The sequence below is a fragment of the Vibrio sp. 10N.286.55.E10 genome, from assembly GCF_002872555.1.
GTDB lineage: Bacteria > Pseudomonadota > Gammaproteobacteria > Enterobacterales > Vibrionaceae > Vibrio > Vibrio crassostreae.
Genome location: NZ_MCSD01000059.1, coordinates 178,916 through 197,832 on the forward strand (window position 1 = coordinate 178,916; position 18,917 = coordinate 197,832).

Below are 18,917 nucleotides of genomic sequence, written 5' to 3' on the forward strand. Positions count from 1 at the left end.
GATTACCAGAAGTAACTGTTAGATTAATTAGCGAGTTAGGGTGTGTTTTTTTATATAAGCTGACGGGTAACCCATTAGCTTAACTTGTTCTAATTTTTCTTGAGTCAGAGCATAGTCATGAAATGGCCCAATCATCAGACGGTAGTTGTCATCATTTGACTGCAAGAACGTTGCTACTTCTAGTTTTTCGGCTAGATCTTTAGCTAACTTCTCTGTTCTATCTTCATGTGGAGATGTGGCAACTTGAATAATAAATTGTGGCAAAGCGGCCTTTTTCTTAGCGTCGGTTGGCATAGCTACAGTAATGACTTCTATCTCAACATTTGCAGTGCCGGTTCTTAATACATCGAGCTTGTAAGCGGCCGCATAACTAAGGTCAATGATTCGGCCTTCATGGAATGGACCACGATCATTGATGCGTACAATCGTTGTTTTGTCATTATCGGTATTGGTCACTTTTACGTAGCTTGGAATAGGCAATGTTTTGTGTGCTGCAGACATCGAATACATGTCGTAGATTTCGCCATTAGACGTTAAATGACCATGAAATTTCTTACCGTACCAAGAGGCTTTTCCTTTCTCGGTAAATCCTTCCGTCTCCTTGACGATCTTATAGTCTTCGCCACGCAGAGTGTAATCCGTGTTACCACCTAAACTATAAGGTTCATACTGAGGGTGAGCATCTTCTAAATGCTCTACCGAGATCGGTGCGTCTGGCGCAATATCTGAATCAATATCGTAGCGACCTGTTGGCTTCTGTGAAGAACAGCCATTGATTAAAATCGCTAGCCCTAAGATAGAGGCTATTTTTTTGAATGGCAGCTCATCAACCAGGGATGCTTTTTTTGAGAACGTTGTAATAGACATCGATTAGGTCGCCTTTGAGAATGCTTTTCTGTGTGTATGGATTGACATTAAAATACCAAAACCAGCCATAAGGGTAACCATTGAAGTACCGCCATAACTGACTAGAGGAAGAGGAACACCAACCACAGGTAGAATGCCACTTACCATGCCAATGTTTACAAAAATGTAGACGAAGAAGCTCAGTACAATACTGCCGCCCATCATTCGGCCGAATGCGGTTTGAGCTTGGCTAGCAAGCACTAAGCCACGTCCAATAATAAACAAATAGATAGCAAGCAAGAACAAGATACCAATCATGCCCCACTCTTCGGCAATTACCGCAAAAATGAAGTCGGTGTGGCGCTCTGGGATGAACTCTAGTTGAGATTGAGTGCCTTGCAGCCAACCTTTTCCTGATATACCACCAGAACCTATCGCAATCTTACTTTGAATGATGTGGTAACCCGCACCTAATGGATCTGATTCAGGGTCAAAAAGGGTTCTTACACGTACTTTTTGATATTCACGCATCAAGAAGAACCATAAGATTGGGATAAACGCCCCCAACGCGATTGCCGCACTAGCAATGATTTTCCAACTGATACCTGCCAGGAATATCACGAAGATACCGGATGCGGCGATAAGGATAGATGTACCTAAGTCGGGTTGCTTTGCGATTAGAATCGTCGGTACAAATACCATCACTAGCGAGATCGCTAATGTTTGGAAGGTAGGTGGAAGTGAACGCTTACCGATAAATCGTGCCAGCATCAAAGGCACTGCAAGCTTTAATAGCTCTGAGGGCTGGAATCGAACAAAGCCGAAGTTTAACCAACGCTGGGCACCTTTCGAGGCTTCACCAAAGAACAACACGCCTAATAGTAAGATGACACCACCAGCAAACAGCAGTGGTGCCAAGGTCTCATAAGTGCGAGGTGAGATTTGCGCTAGGAAGATCATCACACCTAAAGATAGAGCCATACGCATTGCTTGGCGATCCATCATAGCAAGACTTTGTCCGCTTGCGCTGTACATGATCAGTAGGGCAAAGCCCATTAAAACCAGAATGCCGAGCAAAAGCGGCAGGTCGATATGCAGCCTTTCGAATAGGGCTCTATTTCGTCCAGTTGAAGGATCAAGTTTCATTATTTAATTGGCTCACTTTGATAATCTTCTGCAAGGATAATATGGTCTAAAATTCTTCTTACTACTGGTCCGCCGTTAGACGAACCGCCACCTGCGTTCTCTAGAACGATAGTCACGACTGCTTCAGGATCTTCAAAAGGCGCGTAACCCGTAAAGAGGGCGTGATCGCGTAAGTGCTCTGCGATTTCATCCGCGTTGTACTCTTCATCTTCTTTTAAGCCGAATACCTGCGCGGTACCCGATTTACCAGCAGTTTGGTAAGACATCTTCTGGAATGAACGTCTTGCGGTGCCTTTCTTACCGTGGTTAGCCAGCCTCATACCTTCCTGAGCGATGTCCCAATACTTCTTCTTAACTCCGGTTAGCGGTGGGTAAGTTTCAATATCCGACATAATTTGTTCATCGAATGGGCGGCCGTTATCAATGGTTGAACGAAGTAGATGAGGGGCTGTTACTTCACCTTCATTCACCAAAACTGATGTGGCTTTTGCAATCTGCATTGGTGTTGCTGTCCAGTAGCCTTGTCCAATGCCAACAGGGATGGTGTCACCTTGGTACCAAGGCACACGGTGTCTTGCCATTTTCCAATCACGAGTTGGCATATTGGCTTTGCTTTCTTCATAAATATCGATGCCAGTGTAGTCACCAAAGCCGAACATCATCATCCATTTGGATATGCGGTCAATTCCGAGATCATAAGCAATTTGGTAAAAGAAAGTATCCACTGACTCTTCAATCGCTTTCTCTATATCAACGACACCGTGCCCCCAACGCAACCAGTCACGGAATGGTCTGGTTTTAGAGTTCGGGATCTTCCAGTAGCCAGGGTCGTTACGTGTGGTATTCGGTGTAATGACACCTTCTTGCAAAGCCGCAACAGCAATGAATGGCTTGATCGTCGATGCTGGTGGATAAATACCTAGCGTTGCACGGTTAACTAAAGGTCGGTCTTTGTCTTGAAGCAGTGCGTTGTAACCTTTAGAGGATATACCATGTACAAATGCATTTGGGTCGTAGCTTGGGCTAGATACCATAGCTAACACGCCATTGTCTTTCGGGTCGAGAACGATAGCTGAACCACGGCGGCCATCAAGTAACTTATGTACGTATAGTTGTAGCTTGATGTCCAAGTTGAGCACGATATCTTTACCCGGAACCGAAGGTACAAACTTAAGGGTACGGATCACTCGTCCACGGCTGTTTACTTCGACTTCTTGATAGCCAGCGGTACCGTGCAACATGTCTTCGTAGTAGCGTTCAATGCCAAGTTTACCGATGTCGCGAGTCGCTTGGTAATTGGCGTCTTTCTCTTCTCGTGCTAGGCGCTGCATATCACGGTCATTGATGCGCGATACATAACCAATAACGTGAGTCAGCACATCACCATAAGGGTAAAAACGTTTTAACGTGCCAGTGACCTCAACACCAGGGAACTTATGTTGGTTTACAGAAAAGACCGCAACCTGTTCTTCTGTAAGTTGGTTCAGAATCGGTACTGACTTGAAGCGTCGTGAATTACGACGATCACGATTAAAACGCTCGACACGTTCTGGTGGGACCTCGATTAACGCTTGTAGGCGGGCGAGCGTGTCATCCATATCTTTTATTTTTTCTGGTGTGATTTCTAGATTGAAAACAGGGCGGTTTTCAGCAAGAAGTACACCGTTGCGATCGTAAATCAAACCTCGGTTGGGTGCGATTGGAACGACCTTGATACGGTTGTCGTTAGAGCGGGTTTTATAGTCCTGATATTGGTTGATTTGAATGTTGTAAAGATTCATAACCAACATCGACATCATCACTATGATCCCTGCAAACGCAACAAAAGCACGGCTAGTAAATAGTCGTGCTTCTGCTTTGTAGTCACGGATTTGGCTACGTTTACGTAACATTAACGCTTATTCTCGATGATAAGGGTGGTTAGCAGTGATGCTCCAAGCTCGATACAAGCTTTCAGCCATGATAACGCGTACTAATGGGTGAGGGAGAGTAAGTGCCGATAGAGACCAACTTTGATCTGCTGCCGCTTTACATGCAGGTGCTAGTCCTTCAGGCCCGCCAATAAGGATAGAAACGTCGCGTCCATCCAATTTCCAACTTTCCAATTGCTCTGCCAGCTGAGGGGTATCCCATTTTTTACCTGGGATATCAAGCGTGACAATGCGGTTACCTTTCGGAACCGCTGCCAACATTGCTTCGCCTTCTTTTTGAAGAATACGTGCAATATCCGCATTTTTACCGCGTTTACCCGCAGTGATTTCAATGAGTTCTAATGGCATATCATGAGGGAAGCGGCGTTTATATTCTTTAAAGCCTTCTTCAACCCACTTTGGCATTTTTGTACCAACTGCGATTAACTGGATCTTCAAAGCTTAGCCCCAAAGTTTTTCTAGTTGGTACAGTTCACGATGCTCTTCTTGCATAACGTGGAGCATGCTTGTGCCCATATCTAGAACAACCCATTCACCTTCTTGCTGGCCATCCATGCCTAGTGGTTGCATGCCTGCTTTACGTACTTCATCAGCAACATGCTGTGCAATAGAAGCAACATGGCGCTTAGAGGTGCCAGTACAAACAATCATGTAATCAGTCACACTTGATTTGCCTTCTACATCGATAGTCACAATCGATTCTGCTTTCATGTCGTCGGCTTTGTCTGCAAGAAAATCTTTTAGTTCTTCACGTAACACGGGGTGTTCCTTTAATCTGAATTTAGCTTTTTAGGGGCTGTTGACCCTAGAATATACCACGCTTTTATGCGTGAAATGGTATTGAAGCTGAAGGGATACAAAACTCTACGCTTAACTGATGAATTAGTGGCCAAGGCGACTGCTCATATTGAGTCTTTGTCATCAATTCAGCTTGGGTGAGCAACGCGAACAAAGAGTGTAATTGAGAAATCGAAACTCTTGTTAGCGCGGCGTTATAAAGAGGCTTTTTAGATTGCCAGATGCGGTGTTTGTCGAAGACTTGACCAATCGGCATCTGTTTCATTTGTTGCTGCATTTGCAACAACAGGGCAAGTTCACGTTGGATACTACGCAGTAAAATGACTGGCTCTATACCCTCGGCTTCTAGCTGACGCAGGATCCGTTGTGCTCGGTTTCCTTTGCCTGCTAATAACGCATCACTCCAATGGAATGGAGTAAAATGGTTATGGCGACTCAGCGATTCTTCTAAGCGTACTAGTGTGAGCTTTCCATCTGGGTATTGGAGAGCCAGTTTTTCTAGGCTTTGGGTTAGTGCAAATAGGTTACCCTCATGCCATTGTGCCAGCATTTGAATCGCTTCAGGATCTGGCGTCAAACCGATTTGACGGCAGCGAGCTTGGACAAACTGAGGAAGTCGACTGACATCTGGAGTCAAGCAACTGACCCAGTGACCTTGATTCGAGAGCGCCTTAAACCACTTCGCGCTCTCTTGAGCTTTGGTTAGCTTAGTGCCGACCAAGATCAATAGGATATCACTGTGGATATGCTCGGAGATCGCGAGTAGCTCTTTTGCTATCGCGGCATTGACGCCTGACTCTGGTAATTCAAGTTCGATGACTTGACGGCTAGAGAACAGGCTCAGTGCTTGAGTGCAGTCGTAGACTTGATTCCAGTCGAGGCTGCTATCAATAGCAAAGCGGTGACGTTCTTCAAAACCTTGTTGTTTTGCAGCTTTTTGAATTGCTTCTCGGCTTTCTTGTAATAGCAGAGGCTCGTTACCAAAAATGAGGTAAACACTGCTTAGCTGTTTAGCAAGTTGCTCTGATAAGCGGTCAGCAAAAATACGCATCAAATAAACCTATTACTCAGCCGGTTCGCTAAGTGTTGGTTGCTCTTCTGAAGCCGGTACGATCTCAACGTCGTCAATTTCAACATTCTTGATGTTGTATTGCTTTTCGAGCTCTTTCACTTGAACGTGTTCTAACGCTTCTAAATCCATGCTATCAGCTGCGATGTTCGCTTTTAGTCGAGCCATTTGACGTAGGATTTGGCTTGTTGCCAACTTGCGCATCTCATCTTCAATCATGTCTCGTTCAACCGACTTCGCAAGTGCAGTCAGTGGGTTGTCTAGATAACTACGGGTTACACTGGTTGAGAATGTCTTTGAGCCAAGGTCTGGGATAGTTACGCGATACGAAGCATAAAACGTAAGTTCAATTTCAGCAGCACGAGTGTTTTGGTATAGAGAAAGGGTACGCTCACCAACGCTCTCACTAATAATGTGTAGGTTAGGGGTATTTTCAGCAGGTGGCACGATTTCTACATCATTCATGCGTAGCTGACCTTTCATCATACGTGTAAACGTACTGTATTGGTCATAACTGGTTACGGAGATCTTGTTGAGTTCTTCTGGTACGGAGTAATCACCACGCAGGTGGAAACCACACGCACTTAACAGGCTGACGGTTAAAACAACAATAGTAACTTTCAATGAAGATAGTGAAATCAGGCGCATTATTTGATGGCTCTCATGAAGGTAGAATACTTATTTAAAGGCTTTAGCTAGATTGAGTTGTTAGGCTCAAATCTAAAGCGCTTAAATAAGTAGACAGGGCAATTAGCTACCCTGTCTACAGACTGCTTTTGATGAATTAAGTTCGTTAATTCTTTAGCAATTGCACTGTACTAACGAAATTAGTTAGCAACGATGTTTAGAAGCTTACCAGGAACGAAGATAACCTTACGAATCGTTAGGCCATCTAGGAACTTCTTAGCGTTCTCATCGTTTAGACCAAGTTCACGAACTTGCTCTTCTGTCGCGTCAGCAGCAACCGTTAGCTTCGCACGTAGCTTACCGTTGATCATGACAACGATAGTCTTCTCGTCTTCAACTAGCGCTTTCTCATCGAAAGTTGGCCATGTTGCTGAGTCTACGTTTGATTCACCAAGTGCAATCCACATTTCGTAAGAGATGTGTGGAGTCATAGGGTAAAGCATACGAACTACTGCTTTTAGCGCTTCATCAAGAATTGCACGATCTTGTACAGACTCTTGAGGTGCTTTCGCTAGCTTGTTCATTAGTTCCATGATTGCAGCGATAGCTGTGTTGAACGTTTGGCGGCGGCCAATATCGTCCGTTACTTTCGCGATAGTCTTGTGGATATCACGACGAAGTGCTTTTTGGTCGCCAGATAGCGCAGAAGCGTCAACAGATTCAGCTGCACCTTTAGAAGAATGAGCGTGAACCAATTTCCAAACACGTTTAAGGAAGCGGTTAGCTCCTTCAACGCCAGACTCTTGCCACTCAAGCGTCATGTCTGCAGGTGATGCAAACATCATGAATAGACGTACTGTATCAGCGCCGTACTTGTCTACCATCTCTTGTGGGTCGATACCGTTGTTCTTAGACTTAGACATTTTGATCATGCCTGAGTGCTCAACTTCGCGGCCTTGATCGTCGACTGCTTTTTCGATGCGACCTTTACCGTCACGTTCAACCGTTACGTCAGTCGGTGCAATCCACTCTTTGGTGCCTTTTTCGTTTTCGTGATAGAAAGCGTCAGCCAGAACCATGCCTTGACATAGTAGTTGCTTGAACGGTTCGTCAGACGTCACGTAACCAGCATCACGTAGAAGCTTGTGGAAGAAACGAGAGTAAAGCAGGTGCATACAAGCGTGCTCGATACCACCAACGTATTGGTCAACTGGTAGCCAGTAGTTTGCTTTCTCTGGATCTAGAATGTCGTCTGCTTGTGGTGAACAGTAACGTGCGTAGTACCAAGAAGACTCCATAAACGTATCGAACGTGTCAGTCTCACGTAGAGCTGGTTCGCCGTTGAACGTTGTCTCAGCCCAAGATTTGTCTGCCTTGATTGGGCTAGTTACGCCATCCATTACCACATCTTCAGGAAGAATTACTGGTAATTGGTCTGCTGGGACAGGGTGAACTTCACCGTCTTCAGTGGTTACCATTGGGATTGGAGCACCCCAGTAACGCTGACGAGATACACCCCAGTCACGTAGACGGAAGTTTACTGTCTTTTTACCTTTACCTTCAGCTTCAAGCTTCGCAGCAATTGCATCGAATGCTTCTTGGAACGCAAGACCATCGAACTCACCAGAATCGAACAATACGCCTTTCTCGGTGTAAGCCGCTTCAGACACATCTAGCTCAGAACCGTCTTCAGGTTTGATTACTGGGATAATGTCGATGCCGTACTTAGTTGCGAATTCGTAGTCACGTTGATCGTGAGCAGGAACCGCCATTACCGCACCTGTGCCGTAATCCATAAGAACGAAGTTTGCTACGTAAACAGGAACAACACGACCGTTAAGAGGGTGGATAGCCGTTAGGCCAGTATCCATACCTTTCTTTTCCATCGTTGCTAGTTCAGCTTCAGCAACTTTAGTGTTACGACACTCTTCAACGAATGCAGCAAGCTCTGGGTTGTTCTTCGATGCTTTCTCTGCAAGAGGGTGACCTGCAGCGATACCCACGTAAGAAACACCCATCAGTGTGTCTGGACGAGTTGTGTAAACTTCCAGTGGCGCTTCTTCGCCGTTGACAGCGAAAGACAGCTCAACACCTTCAGAGCGGCCGATCCAGTTGCGCTGCATGGTCTTAACCATTTCAGGCCAACCTTCAAGGTTGTCGAGATCGTCTAGTAGCTCTTGAGCGTACTCCGTGATTTTAATGAACCACTGTGGAATTTTCTTTTGCTCTACTGGAGTATCACAACGCCAGCAGCAACCGTCTTCTACTTGCTCGTTTGCTAGTACTGTTTGGTCGTTTGGACACCAGTTAACAGAAGATGTCTTCTTGTAAACCAGGCCTTTTTCGTAAAGCTTAGTGAAGAACTCTTGTTCCCAACGGTAGTACTCTGGAGTACATGTTGCGAATTCACGGTTCCAGTCGTAACCAAAGCCTAGAAGTTTAAGCTGGTTTTTCATGTACTCAATGTTTTCGTAAGTCCATGGTGCAGGCGCTGTGTTGTTTTTAACAGCTGCGTTTTCTGCAGGTAGGCCGAATGCATCCCAACCAATTGGCTGCATTACGTTTTTGCCTTGTAGACGTTGGAAACGAGATACCACATCACCGATGGTGTAGTTACGCACGTGACCCATGTGCAGTCGGCCACTTGGGTAAGGGAACATAGAAAGACAGTAGAATTTTTCTTTGTTTGGGTCTTCACTTACAACGAAAGTTTCGCTGTTATCCCAGTGTTGTTGAACCTTTTGTTCAATCTCTTGCGGGTTATATTGTTCTTGCATCGATGGTATCCGGTTATCTTGGAATTTGTGAGTTCGGTTAGAACAGAATCTTACAGATCGTCATAGAATACCTAAAGGAGCTGAGTACAACAATAGTTATACCCTTCATACTTGCAGTTGCTACCTAGTAGATTGTGTAATTTTCACTGAATTTCGCAGGGCAACTATACTTAAGAGTATGAATTGCATTTGTTTGTGAGCGGGAGTGCATTGCAGCGCACCCGTTTGCTCACTAAAAGGTTGGTTATCTTAAGGAGGTTGTTATGCCGAAGAAAAAAGCGCTCTATGAAGAAGTAGTCGAAGAGGTGATTGAAACGCTGAAGCATAGTCCTGAAGAGCTCAACAACAAAATCGAAACGTCAGGCAAGTATGCGAAAGCAGCCAACGACATGACCAAAGATGAACTATCGCTGATTTCTGCCTACGTGAAGTCGGACTTAAAAGAGTTTTCTGAAAGCTATGAAGAGAGTAAAAGTGGTCCATTCTATTTGATGATTGCAGACTCTATTTGGCAAGGACTGTTGGATATCACTGACCGCACTAAGGTGGAGTGGGTTGAACTGTTCCAAGATTTAGAACATCAGGGGCTGTATCAAGCGGGTGAAGTCATAGGCTTAGGAACCTTGGTATGTGACGAGTGTGGTCACCAAACTGAATATAACCACCCAACCAATATCATTCCATGCATTAAATGTGGTTCTAAAGGGTTTAGTCGTAAAGCCCTTAAGCCGTAAGCTCCTGAACCATAATACAGTATCAACGTAAAACCACAGCAATAAAAAGGGTTGACCCAGTCAGTCAACCCTCCAATCACCTTTCGTCGAATCTCGAATCTCGAATCTCGAATCTCGAATCTAGCTTTTTGGCTTTCTTATTAGCCAACCAATCACCAAGCTGAGCATCGCCCATATATACAGTGGCCAAGTACCTATTGTGTGATAAGGCGTTTGACCATCCGTTGAAATGAGTTCAGCTTTTAATACGGCCGTTTCAAACTGAGGCACTTGTTTGATGATGTTGCCTTTGTAATCTGTCACCGCCGTCACACCATTGTTGGTAGAGCGAATAAGCGGCTTACCAAGCTCCAGAGCCCGCATTTGTGCGATTTCCATATGTTGCAATGGCCCAATCGAACGACCAAACCACGCATCGTTGGAGAGCGTGAGGATAAAGTCAGTCTCATCAGTCACATTCTGTCTAACTTGATCATTAAAGATGATCTCGTAACACAACGCAGGCGCAAGATGACGACCGTTGGCCACGATGTTTGGTTGGATGAAATCACCACGACTGAACGAAGACATTGGCAAGTTAAAGAATGGTGCCAATGGGCGCAATATGTCCTCAAACGGTACAAACTCACCAAATGGCAGTAGGTGATGTTTATGATAGCGCTCGTCTGGATCGTAGCTGTATTCACCGTATGGGTTTACACCAAGTGAGAGAACGCTGTTGTAGTACTTCTTGTCTTCAGACTGATTCAGTACACCTGTGATGATTGAGCTGTTATTCATCTTAGCAGCGCTGTCTAAGTTGCGCAGAAAAGAGGGTATCTCGACTTCAAAAGCAGGAATAGCGGCTTCAGGCCAGATGATGATATCCGCATCCCAGTTTTCTCTGCTGAGGTCGGTGTATTTCATCATGGTCGGCCAGCGATGACTTGGTAGCCATTTACTGTCTTGATCGACGTTGCCTTGTATTAAAACGACTGACGTAGTTTTTTCCGGGTTCGGCGTGACCCAATCGATATTTCGAATACCAAAACCTGCGCTAAATACGACGGCGGGAATGATAGCGATACTCCAAGCCCTGTTAACAATCGCATAAGCGAATGCAGAGGCTGAAACAATGATCGCTAGAGTTACTAGCTCTACGCCGCCAATCGGTGCAAACGAACTTAATGGCGAATCGATTTGGCTGTAGCCCAACCAAAGCCAAGGGAAGCCCGTCATTACCCATCCACGTAGCCAATCACTGACTAACCACAATGCTGGAGCAGCGAGGAAAAAGCGGCTTAGATTATTAACAGGGAAGAACTTGTTCAAACTCCAGGTAAACAGACCTGAATAAACAGCTAGGTAGCCAACGAGCAATGCCATCAAAAATAGATTAGCCGCCAGTGGCATGCCACCAAAACCATCAATGCTGACGTATACCCAGCTGATACCTGTCGTGAATTGGCCTAAACCCCATGCGTAGCCAATCCAAAGCGCGCTTTTAGGAGAGCGGTTGTGGATCAGTAACAGCAACAAAGCTGGGCTGAGAATAGCAAGAGGCCATATGGAGTATGGAGCGAATGAAAGGGTGGTTATAGCGCCAACAAAAACGGCCGCAAGCGGCCGTAATAGGCGATGAATAAAGGTCTTAGTCATCTAATTTCTGTCATCTCTTTAGAGAGAAGTTGTTATTCTTCGATAGTCGGAAGAGGCTGTTCGTCAGGAATGGTTACCTGTAGCTGAATTACACGACGGTTATCTGCTGATGTTATCTTGAAATGGTAGTTTTCAATTTCTACAATTTCGCCACGAACCGGCAGGTGACCGAGTGCTGTCATAACCATGCCGCCTACTGTATCTACTTCATCATCACTAAAGGCAGTGTTAAACGTATCGTTGAACTCTTCAATAGTGGTTAAAGCTTTTACAGAAAAGGTATGCTTACTCAGCTTACGAATATCTAACTCTTCTTCATCGTCGAACTCGTCTTCAATTTCACCAACGATTTCTTCGAGGATATCTTCAATGGTTACTAGGCCAGAAACTCCGCCAAACTCATCGACAACGATAGACATGTGGTAACGCTCTTCTTGGAACTCCTTAAGCAGGCGATCAACTCGCTTACTTTCAGGAACAACTACGACAGGGCGAATCACTTGTTCGATATCAAATGGGGCACTTTCTGAACCCAAATACTTAAGTAGGTCCTTCGCTAATAGAATGCCTTCAACATGGTCTTTATCTTCACTGATCACTGGGTAGCGAGAGTGTTGAGCATCAGTAATAAGCGCAATCAATGTATCTAAATCATCGGTGCGTTCAACTGTAACCATTTGAGAGCGAGGCAGCATGATATCGCGTACTCGCATCTCTGAAATTTCCATTACACCCTCGAGCATGTCGCGCGTGTCGTGGTCAATTAGGTCATTAATTTCTGAGTCGCGGATTACATCCACGAGCTCTTGGCGATCTTTTACTTCACCTTGAAATAGTTGGCCTAGGCGTTCAAAGAAGGACTTTCTACTCGGACCTTCAGATTTTTTACTTCCCTCAGAAGTGGGGGGGTTACCTTCGTTCATGATTTCTCAAAAAATAACGCTATCAGAAGTGTGATAGCACACGTTACAACTCAGATTCCTGCGGAAATCACAGGTTCGATGAGTTATTGTTTCTCTGCAACCTACTTTACTAGAATCAATTTACTTTTCTAGAATATACGGGTCTTCAAACCCCATAGTTTGCATGATTTCTGTCTCGAGTGATTCCATCTCTTCAGCTTCATCATCTTCGATATGATCATAACCTAGCAGATGCAGACTGCCATGTACAACCATATGAGCCCAGTGTGCTAGCAGAGGCTTACTTTGCTCTTCTGCTTCTTTTTCGACAACTTGACGGCAGATAATGAGGTCGCCTAGCAGATCTAGCTCGATCCCTGGAGGTGCCTCGAATGGAAAAGACAGCACGTTAGTTGGCTTGTCTTTGCCACGGTATTCATGATTGAGCTGGTGGCTTTCTTGCATATCAACGATACGAACCGTCAACTCAGCGTTCTCTTGAAACTGAGGAATTGTCTTGTCCAACCAAAGCTGAATATCTTGCTCAGTTGGAAGACCTTGCTCATTTTCGACTGCTATTTGCAGGTCTAGTTCAATAGACATCTATTTATCACCTTGTTCTGTAATCACAGAACTATTTTGTGTTGCTAATTGTGTCGTAACTGCCTGCTGAGCCTCAAGAAGTTTGGCTTCGCGCTCTTCACGTTTACGCTTTTCAAACTCTTTGCGCTCTTTCTGGTCTTTCGCTTCCCATTTCTCGTAGGCGTTGACGATACGAGCAACAACAGGGTGACGAACCACATCTTCAGACATGAAGAAATTAAAGCTGATGTCATCCACTTCACTCAGCACTTCAGTTGCATGACGAAGACCAGACTTCGCTCCACGAGGTAAATCGATTTGCGTAATGTCACCTGTGATAACTGCACGCGAATTAAAACCGATACGGGTTAAGAACATTTTCATCTGTTCTACCGTGGTGTTTTGGCTCTCATCAAGAATGATAAATGCATCATTTAGTGTACGTCCACGCATGTAAGCCAGTGGAGCGACTTCAATCACGTTACGTTCAATTAGCTTTTCAACACGTTCAAAACCGAGCATCTCAAACAGTGCATCGTAAAGTGGGCGCAAATATGGGTCGACTTTCTGGCTTAAATCACCCGGTAGGAACCCAAGCTTCTCACCGGCTTCTACAGCAGGGCGAGTCAGTAGGATCCGGCGAACCTCTTGGCGTTCAAGTGCATCAACTGCTGCTGCAACGGCTAAATAGGTTTTACCTGTACCTGCTGGCCCAATACCAAAGGTGATGTCATGGGTGACCATGTTCATTAGGTACTGTGCTTGGTTTGGCGTACGAGGTTTGATGACGCCTTTTTTAGTCTTAATGGTCACTTCTTTGCCGTAGTCGATTTCAGACTCGACGTGTTGTTCCAAAATGCCAGATTCGGTGACCGCCAGATGCACTTGCTCTGGTTCGATATCGATTATGTTGCCTTTAACTGGAGCCGTTTCAACATAGAGGTGTTTGATGATGTCTAAAGCAGCGGCTGCTGTGTGAGGCTTACCAACGATGGTGAAGAAGTTGCTTCGGTAATTAATCTCAACGCCAAGACGACGCTCAAGGTGTTTGATGTTGTCGTCGAATGGTCCGCATAAGCTAGCCAAGCGCTTGTTGTCGGCTGGCTCTAGATTTATCTCTAAGGTAACGATTTTATTGCTCAAATTAGCCTCTCATTTTGTGCCACTCGCTCTTAAATAAAACAAAGAGCAAAAAGCCCGATTTAGACCGGGCTTTTGATTGTGATATCCCTATTTCTAAGATGGTCACTTAGTTAGGTAATTTCAAGCTTTGTGTTTGCGCTTTGTGCTCAAACAGTTGTATTGCCTACGGTGTAAATGTCGCTACACCTAGCTCGTCTTCACGTTTTGTTTTTTCCATCATTTCTGCTGGAGTCATAACAACGCGTAGACCCATGTCTTTTTCTGTGCGAACTAGCTCACCACGTAGTGAGTTGGTGTAAACCTCAGTGATCTTCACATCTACGAACTGGCCGATTAGGTCTGCAGAACCTTCGAAGTTCACAACACGGCTGTTTTCTGTACGGCCGCGAAGTTCCATTAGGTTCTTTCTTGATGGACCTTCAACAAGGATACGTTGCTCTGTGCCTAGCATTAGACGAGAGAAGCGCATAGCTTGTGTGTTTACCGTTTGTTGCAGTTCGTATAGACGATCTTTCTTCTCTTGTGCTGGTACGTCACATGGGTAATCTGCCGCTGGCGTACCCGGACGAGGAGAGAAAACAAAGCTGAAGCTCATATCGAAATCAACTTCTTTAATTAACTTCATTGTATCTTGGAAGTCTTGTTTAGACTCACCAGGGAAACCAACGATAAAGTCAGAACTGATTTGAATATCAGGACGAGCTTTACGCAGTTTACGGATAATAGACTTGTACTCGATAGCCGTGTGTGGACGCTTCATCATCGTAAGAATACGGTCACTACCACTTTGTACTGGCAGGTGAAGGAAGCTCACTAGTTCAGGAGTATCTTTGTAAACTTCAATGATGTCGTCACCAAACTCAAGCGGGTGGCTAGTTGTGAAACGAATACGGTCGATACCATCGATAGAAGCAACAAGACGAAGCAGTTCTGCGAATGAACAGATATCGCCTTCGTGTGTTGGACCGCGGTATGCGTTTACGTTCTGACCTAGTAGGTTAACTTCACGTACGCCTTGCTCTGCAAGTTGAGCCACTTCGAACAGTACATCATCCATTGGACGGCTAACTTCTTCACCACGTGTGTATGGTACAACGCAGTAAGTACAGTATTTAGAACAACCTTCCATGATAGAAACGAATGCCGTCGCACCTTCAGCTTTTGGCTCAGGCAGGTTATCGAACTTTTCGATCTCTGGGAAAGAGATGTCCATTACTGGCTTTTCGTTAGACAGTGATGATTTAATCATCTCTGGCAGACGGTGCAGTGTTTGTGGGCCAAAGATAACGTCTACGTAAGGTGCACGTTGACGAATGTGATCACCCTCTTGAGTCGCTACACAGCCACCCACACCGATCACCACACCTTCTTTCTTATCTTTAAGCGTTTTCCAACGACCAAGCTGGTGGAATACTTTTTCTTGTGCTTTTTCGCGGATAGAACAAGTATTCAATAGTAGTACGTCTGCTTCCTCAGGTACTTCAGTTAGCTCATAGCCATTTGCAGCGTTAAGCAGGTCGGCCATTTTTGATGAATCGTATTCATTCATCTGACAGCCCCAAGTTTTAATTAGCAGTTTCTTACTCATTATATGTTCGCTCGATCGTTAGTTTAATTTAAGGGAGCAAATCGCCCATTATTCATCCGCTAGCTCCATATGTCATAATTCAGTATTCAATTTTATGACAGGCTCTAGCGGCAAGCGGCGTATTGTACTGGTTTCAAAACCGACTGACTAGTAGTCTGAACAAATCTCTTATGTAGTGGCTTTTATTATCGTTAACGCCATATGCCATAAGGGATAACCCTTTTTTCGAATAAGGTTTTTGGTTACAAGTTAGTTATGAAAAAGTACAATCAAAAACAGTCAAAGAATCAAACTGATAAGTACAAAATATGAACAGTTACGATATTGTAGTCGTCGGTGGCGGCATGGTTGGCGCAGCAACAGCTATCGGTTTTGCAAAGCAAGGTCTGAGTGTTGCGGTAATCGAAGGTTTTGCCCCACAAGCTTTTGATGAGTCACAAACGATGGACATTCGTGTGTCAGCGATTTCTCAAGCATCGGTCGAGTTGCTTGAAGATCTTGGTGCATGGCGAAGTATTGCAGCGATGCGAGTGTGTTCATATAAGCGTTTAGAGACGTGGGAACACCCAGAGTGTCGTACTCGGTTTGATGCTGCATCACTGGACCTTCCTCGTTTGGGCTATATCGTTGAGAACAGACTCATTCAATTAGGTTTATGGTCTCAATTTGCTGAACACGACAACCTCGAATTGCTATGTCCAGAAAAGCTCGATGAGATTGAGTTTGGTGAAATCAATATCGTTAAGCTTCAATCTGGGGCTGAGCTATCCGCGAAATGGGTGATTGGCGCGGATGGCGCCAATTCAGCCGTTCGTCAACAAGCTGGTATCGGTATTACTGCTTGGGACTACCGCCAGCACTGTATGCTTATCAACGTAGAAACCGAGCAGCCTCAGCAAGATATTACTTGGCAGCAATTTTTACCAAGTGGTCCTCGTTCATTTTTGCCTTTGTGTTCTCTAACCTCTGACGGTCAAGAAATCGGGCAGGGGTCATTAGTTTGGTATGATTCTCCACTGCGTATTAAGCAACTGTCAGCAATGACCCCTGAAAAACTACGTAACGAAGTACTTTCTCACTTTCCTAAAGAGTTAGGTGATATTAAAGTCTTGAATTCGGGTTCTTTTCCTCTGACACGACGTCATGCTCAATCATATTCGAAGAATAACTGTATTTTAGTCGGGGACTCTGCACATACGATCAACCCATTGGCAGGGCAGGGTGTTAACTTAGGCTTTAAAGATGTATCAGTACTGTTGGATGTCACCAACGAAAAGGGTGAATTGAATCAGTTTGTAGCAAGACGTTATGAAGTGATGAGAAGAGGCGACAACCTAATGATGCAGAGTGGCATGGATTTTTTCTACAAGACATTCAGCAACGACATTGGTCCGCTCAAGTTTGCACGTAATGCTGCGCTAAAATTAGCAGAGAACTCTGGGCCGATTAAAACCCAAGTATTGAAATACGCCTTAGGCCTTTAATTTATTAGTTCAGATTATCTATATAGAGAAGGAGAGCAGATGCTCTCCTTTTTTGTTTGGTGCTGAGTGCTATAACTGCTGTGTAACGCAAACCGGTGCATCGATCTCTAAAGAGTATCCTGTATAAACCAAAGACCCATCCTCATTATTTCGTTTGAATGAGGTGATGTTATTGGAGTGTTGGTTTGCTGCGATAACCCATCGTCCGCAGTCAGTAATATGAAAATCGCGAGGGAAGTTGCCTTCAGTATTATAGCTATCAATAAAAATAGGCATTTTTGTTGTAGGCTCGATTCTGAAGCAACTGATCCTTGATTGGTGTCGACAAGATACATAGAGGAATTGCTCATCCGGCGATAGTTTTATCGCAGCCGTAGCTTCTCCTTTCTCCATATTGGGAAGCGCATCAATTTCTTCTACGATATTCCATACACCCAAAACCTTTTCCAACATAAGTATTGATTCAGAGAGCTCGCAGATCACATAGGCTCTGTCTTCTGCTTTGTTAAAGATTAAATGGCGAGGTCCATTGCCAGCTGGCACTTTAATAGACTGCATAGGCCCGTCTAGAAACTCTTCCTGTTCTTCATCGAAGCAATAGAAGTTGATTCGATCGGTGCCGAGATCGACAGTCACAAACTGTGGCGAGTTTTGTAAGAACAGACATTGGTGGGCGTGCGGGCTAGTTTGTCTCTCTTTGTTTGGCCCGGAACCAACCATCTTGATTGTTTTGAGGCGCTTATCGATGTTGCCATTGATACTTAAGCTAAAAATATCGAATGTGCCTGATGAGTATTGCGACGTGATAGCAAACTTATTGTGTGGATCTATCGTGATGTGACAGGGGTGACCGCCAGCGATAGTACCGAAGTTCTTAACCGTCTTTGAGTTAGGGCTAGGAATATGAATCAGCTGCGGCTGTTTTGGCTGATCAATTTCAGACGCGGTATAGATGCCAAGTTTTGTCGCTACGACAAAAGACGGGTTAGTGCACTCTGCAACGAGCTCTAAAGGTAATAGCTTTCCGCTTTCCAAGTCTAATTGAGCCTGATATACGCCTTGGCTTTTACTGGGAGTGTCTGTGTAGCAACCGAGCGTTAGAGTGAGGTTTTTCATAGGGAAGTCATACTCAATTAGAAAATGGAGCAGACATTGTCTTATAAAAAAGTCATGAAGTGATTAGATAGAGAGAAATACTTGGTGACGGAGTTATCAGATTTACATATTCCAGATAAAACAAAACCCAGCTAAAAAGCTGGGTTTCATTCAATGATGGTGCGGTCGGAGAGACTTGAACTCTCACACCTCTCGGCGCCAGAACCTAAATCTGGTGCGTCTACCAATTCCGCCACGACCGCAGCAAATCTTTATAGTCATATCGAATATTGGTGCTTCAATAAGACGTTGTATAAGTGGTGGCTACTGCGGGATTTGAACCTGCGACCCCATCATTATGAGTGATGTGCTCTAACCAACTGAGCTAAGTAGCCATAATAAATCTAATAGATTCATTATTTGTTCTCTAATTAAAGAGAAATAATGGTGCGGTCGGAGAGACTTGAACTCTCACACCTCTCGGCGCCAGAACCTAAATCTGGTGCGTCTACCAATTCCGCCACGACCGCAGCAAAGCTTTATAGTTATATCGACAT

At 44.7% G+C, this 18,917-nt stretch carries 16 protein-coding genes and 3 tRNA genes; 2 read left to right on the forward strand and 17 right to left on the reverse strand.

All coding sequences use genetic code 11. The features are described from left to right. Window positions 1-27 precede the first annotated feature (27 nt). The 8 genes from BCV39_RS21085 to leuS all read right to left on the reverse strand — a co-directional run bounded on the left by BCV39_RS21085 (window position 28) and on the right by leuS (window position 9,194). Window positions 28-867 carry a septal ring lytic transglycosylase RlpA family protein gene (locus BCV39_RS21085; protein WP_102432274.1) on the reverse strand — a complete coding sequence of 280 codons (840 nt, stop codon included), beginning with the start codon at window positions 865-867 and terminating at the stop codon, window positions 28-30. A 3-nt stretch (window positions 868-870) separates the two neighbouring features. Beyond that, a complete protein-coding gene (rodA, locus tag BCV39_RS21090; RefSeq protein ID WP_048607962.1) occupies window positions 871-1,992 on the reverse strand; it encodes a rod shape-determining protein RodA in 1,122 nt (373 codons plus the stop codon). Continuing rightward, window positions 1,992-3,884 carry a penicillin-binding protein 2 gene (gene mrdA / locus BCV39_RS21095; protein ID WP_102432275.1) on the reverse strand — a complete coding sequence of 631 codons (1,893 nt, stop codon included), beginning with the start codon at window positions 3,882-3,884 and terminating at the stop codon, window positions 1,992-1,994. The genes rodA and mrdA overlap by 1 nt, the downstream gene beginning before the upstream one ends. A 6-nt stretch (window positions 3,885-3,890) precedes the next feature. Next, on the reverse strand, window positions 3,891-4,361 hold the full coding sequence (gene rlmH, locus BCV39_RS21100) for a 23S rRNA (pseudouridine(1915)-N(3))-methyltransferase RlmH (RefSeq protein ID WP_004735246.1): 471 nt from the start codon (window positions 4,359-4,361) through the stop codon (window positions 3,891-3,893). Window positions 4,362-4,364: 3 nt separating this feature from the next. Further along, complete coding sequence (gene rsfS, locus BCV39_RS21105) at window positions 4,365-4,682, reverse strand: ribosome silencing factor (RefSeq protein ID WP_004735247.1); 318 nt, start codon at window positions 4,680-4,682, stop codon at window positions 4,365-4,367. Window positions 4,683-4,746: 64 nt separating this feature from the next. Beyond that, window positions 4,747-5,772, reverse strand: a complete 1,026-nt coding sequence (holA, locus tag BCV39_RS21110) for a DNA polymerase III subunit delta (RefSeq protein WP_102432276.1) — start codon at window positions 5,770-5,772, stop codon at window positions 4,747-4,749. Window positions 5,773-5,784: 12 nt separating this feature from the next. Next, a complete protein-coding gene (lptE, locus tag BCV39_RS21115; RefSeq protein WP_102432277.1) occupies window positions 5,785-6,438 on the reverse strand; it encodes an LPS assembly lipoprotein LptE in 654 nt (217 codons plus the stop codon). 179 nt (window positions 6,439-6,617) lie between these two features. Next, entirely contained in the window at window positions 6,618-9,194 is a 2,577-nt protein-coding gene (gene leuS / locus BCV39_RS21120) for a leucine--tRNA ligase (RefSeq protein ID WP_017068503.1), read from the reverse strand. 263 nt (window positions 9,195-9,457) lie between these two features. Between leuS and BCV39_RS21125 the strand changes: the two genes are divergently transcribed. Further along, entirely contained in the window at window positions 9,458-9,928 is a 471-nt protein-coding gene (locus BCV39_RS21125; protein WP_009848479.1) for a zinc ribbon-containing protein, read from the forward strand. A 120-nt stretch (window positions 9,929-10,048) separates the two neighbouring features. Here the strand turns inward: BCV39_RS21125 and lnt are convergent, their stop codons facing one another. The 5 genes from lnt to miaB all read right to left on the reverse strand — a co-directional run bounded on the left by lnt (window position 10,049) and on the right by miaB (window position 15,781). Next, entirely contained in the window at window positions 10,049-11,566 is a 1,518-nt protein-coding gene (gene lnt, locus BCV39_RS21130) for an apolipoprotein N-acyltransferase (RefSeq protein WP_102432278.1), read from the reverse strand. A gap of 32 nt (window positions 11,567-11,598) precedes the next feature. Then, on the reverse strand, window positions 11,599-12,489 hold the full coding sequence (gene corC, locus BCV39_RS21135; RefSeq protein WP_012603382.1) for a CNNM family magnesium/cobalt transport protein CorC: 891 nt from the start codon (window positions 12,487-12,489) through the stop codon (window positions 11,599-11,601). 120 nt (window positions 12,490-12,609) lie between these two features. Continuing rightward, window positions 12,610-13,071, reverse strand: coding sequence for an rRNA maturation RNase YbeY (ybeY, locus tag BCV39_RS21140; protein WP_102432279.1), 462 nt, complete (start codon window positions 13,069-13,071; stop codon window positions 12,610-12,612). After that, window positions 13,072-14,193, reverse strand: a complete 1,122-nt coding sequence (locus BCV39_RS21145) for a PhoH family protein (protein ID WP_048663673.1) — start codon at window positions 14,191-14,193, stop codon at window positions 13,072-13,074. 163 nt (window positions 14,194-14,356) lie between these two features. Beyond that, entirely contained in the window at window positions 14,357-15,781 is a 1,425-nt protein-coding gene (gene miaB / locus BCV39_RS21150; RefSeq protein WP_012603385.1) for a tRNA (N6-isopentenyl adenosine(37)-C2)-methylthiotransferase MiaB, read from the reverse strand. 308 nt (window positions 15,782-16,089) lie between these two features. On the opposite strand from miaB, the gene BCV39_RS21155 reads away from it, so the two are divergent. Further along, complete coding sequence (locus BCV39_RS21155) at window positions 16,090-17,265, forward strand: 2-octaprenyl-3-methyl-6-methoxy-1,4-benzoquinol hydroxylase (protein WP_102432280.1); 1,176 nt, start codon at window positions 16,090-16,092, stop codon at window positions 17,263-17,265. Between the two features lie 69 nt (window positions 17,266-17,334). Here BCV39_RS21155 and BCV39_RS21160 read toward each other — a convergent pair whose 3' ends face one another. The 4 genes from BCV39_RS21160 to BCV39_RS21175 form a co-directional block, all read right to left on the reverse strand. Further along, window positions 17,335-18,381 (reverse strand): lactonase family protein, encoded by a 1,047-nt coding sequence (locus tag BCV39_RS21160; protein ID WP_102432281.1) that lies wholly within the window; start codon window positions 18,379-18,381, stop codon window positions 17,335-17,337. A 157-nt stretch (window positions 18,382-18,538) separates the two neighbouring features. Next, window positions 18,539-18,623: transfer RNA gene (locus BCV39_RS21165), tRNA-Leu, on the reverse strand. Window positions 18,624-18,678: 55 nt separating this feature from the next. After that, window positions 18,679-18,755 (reverse strand) — tRNA-Met (locus BCV39_RS21170). A gap of 50 nt (window positions 18,756-18,805) precedes the next feature. Beyond that, window positions 18,806-18,890, reverse strand: a tRNA-Leu gene (locus BCV39_RS21175). Window positions 18,891-18,917: the final 27 nt, after the last annotated feature.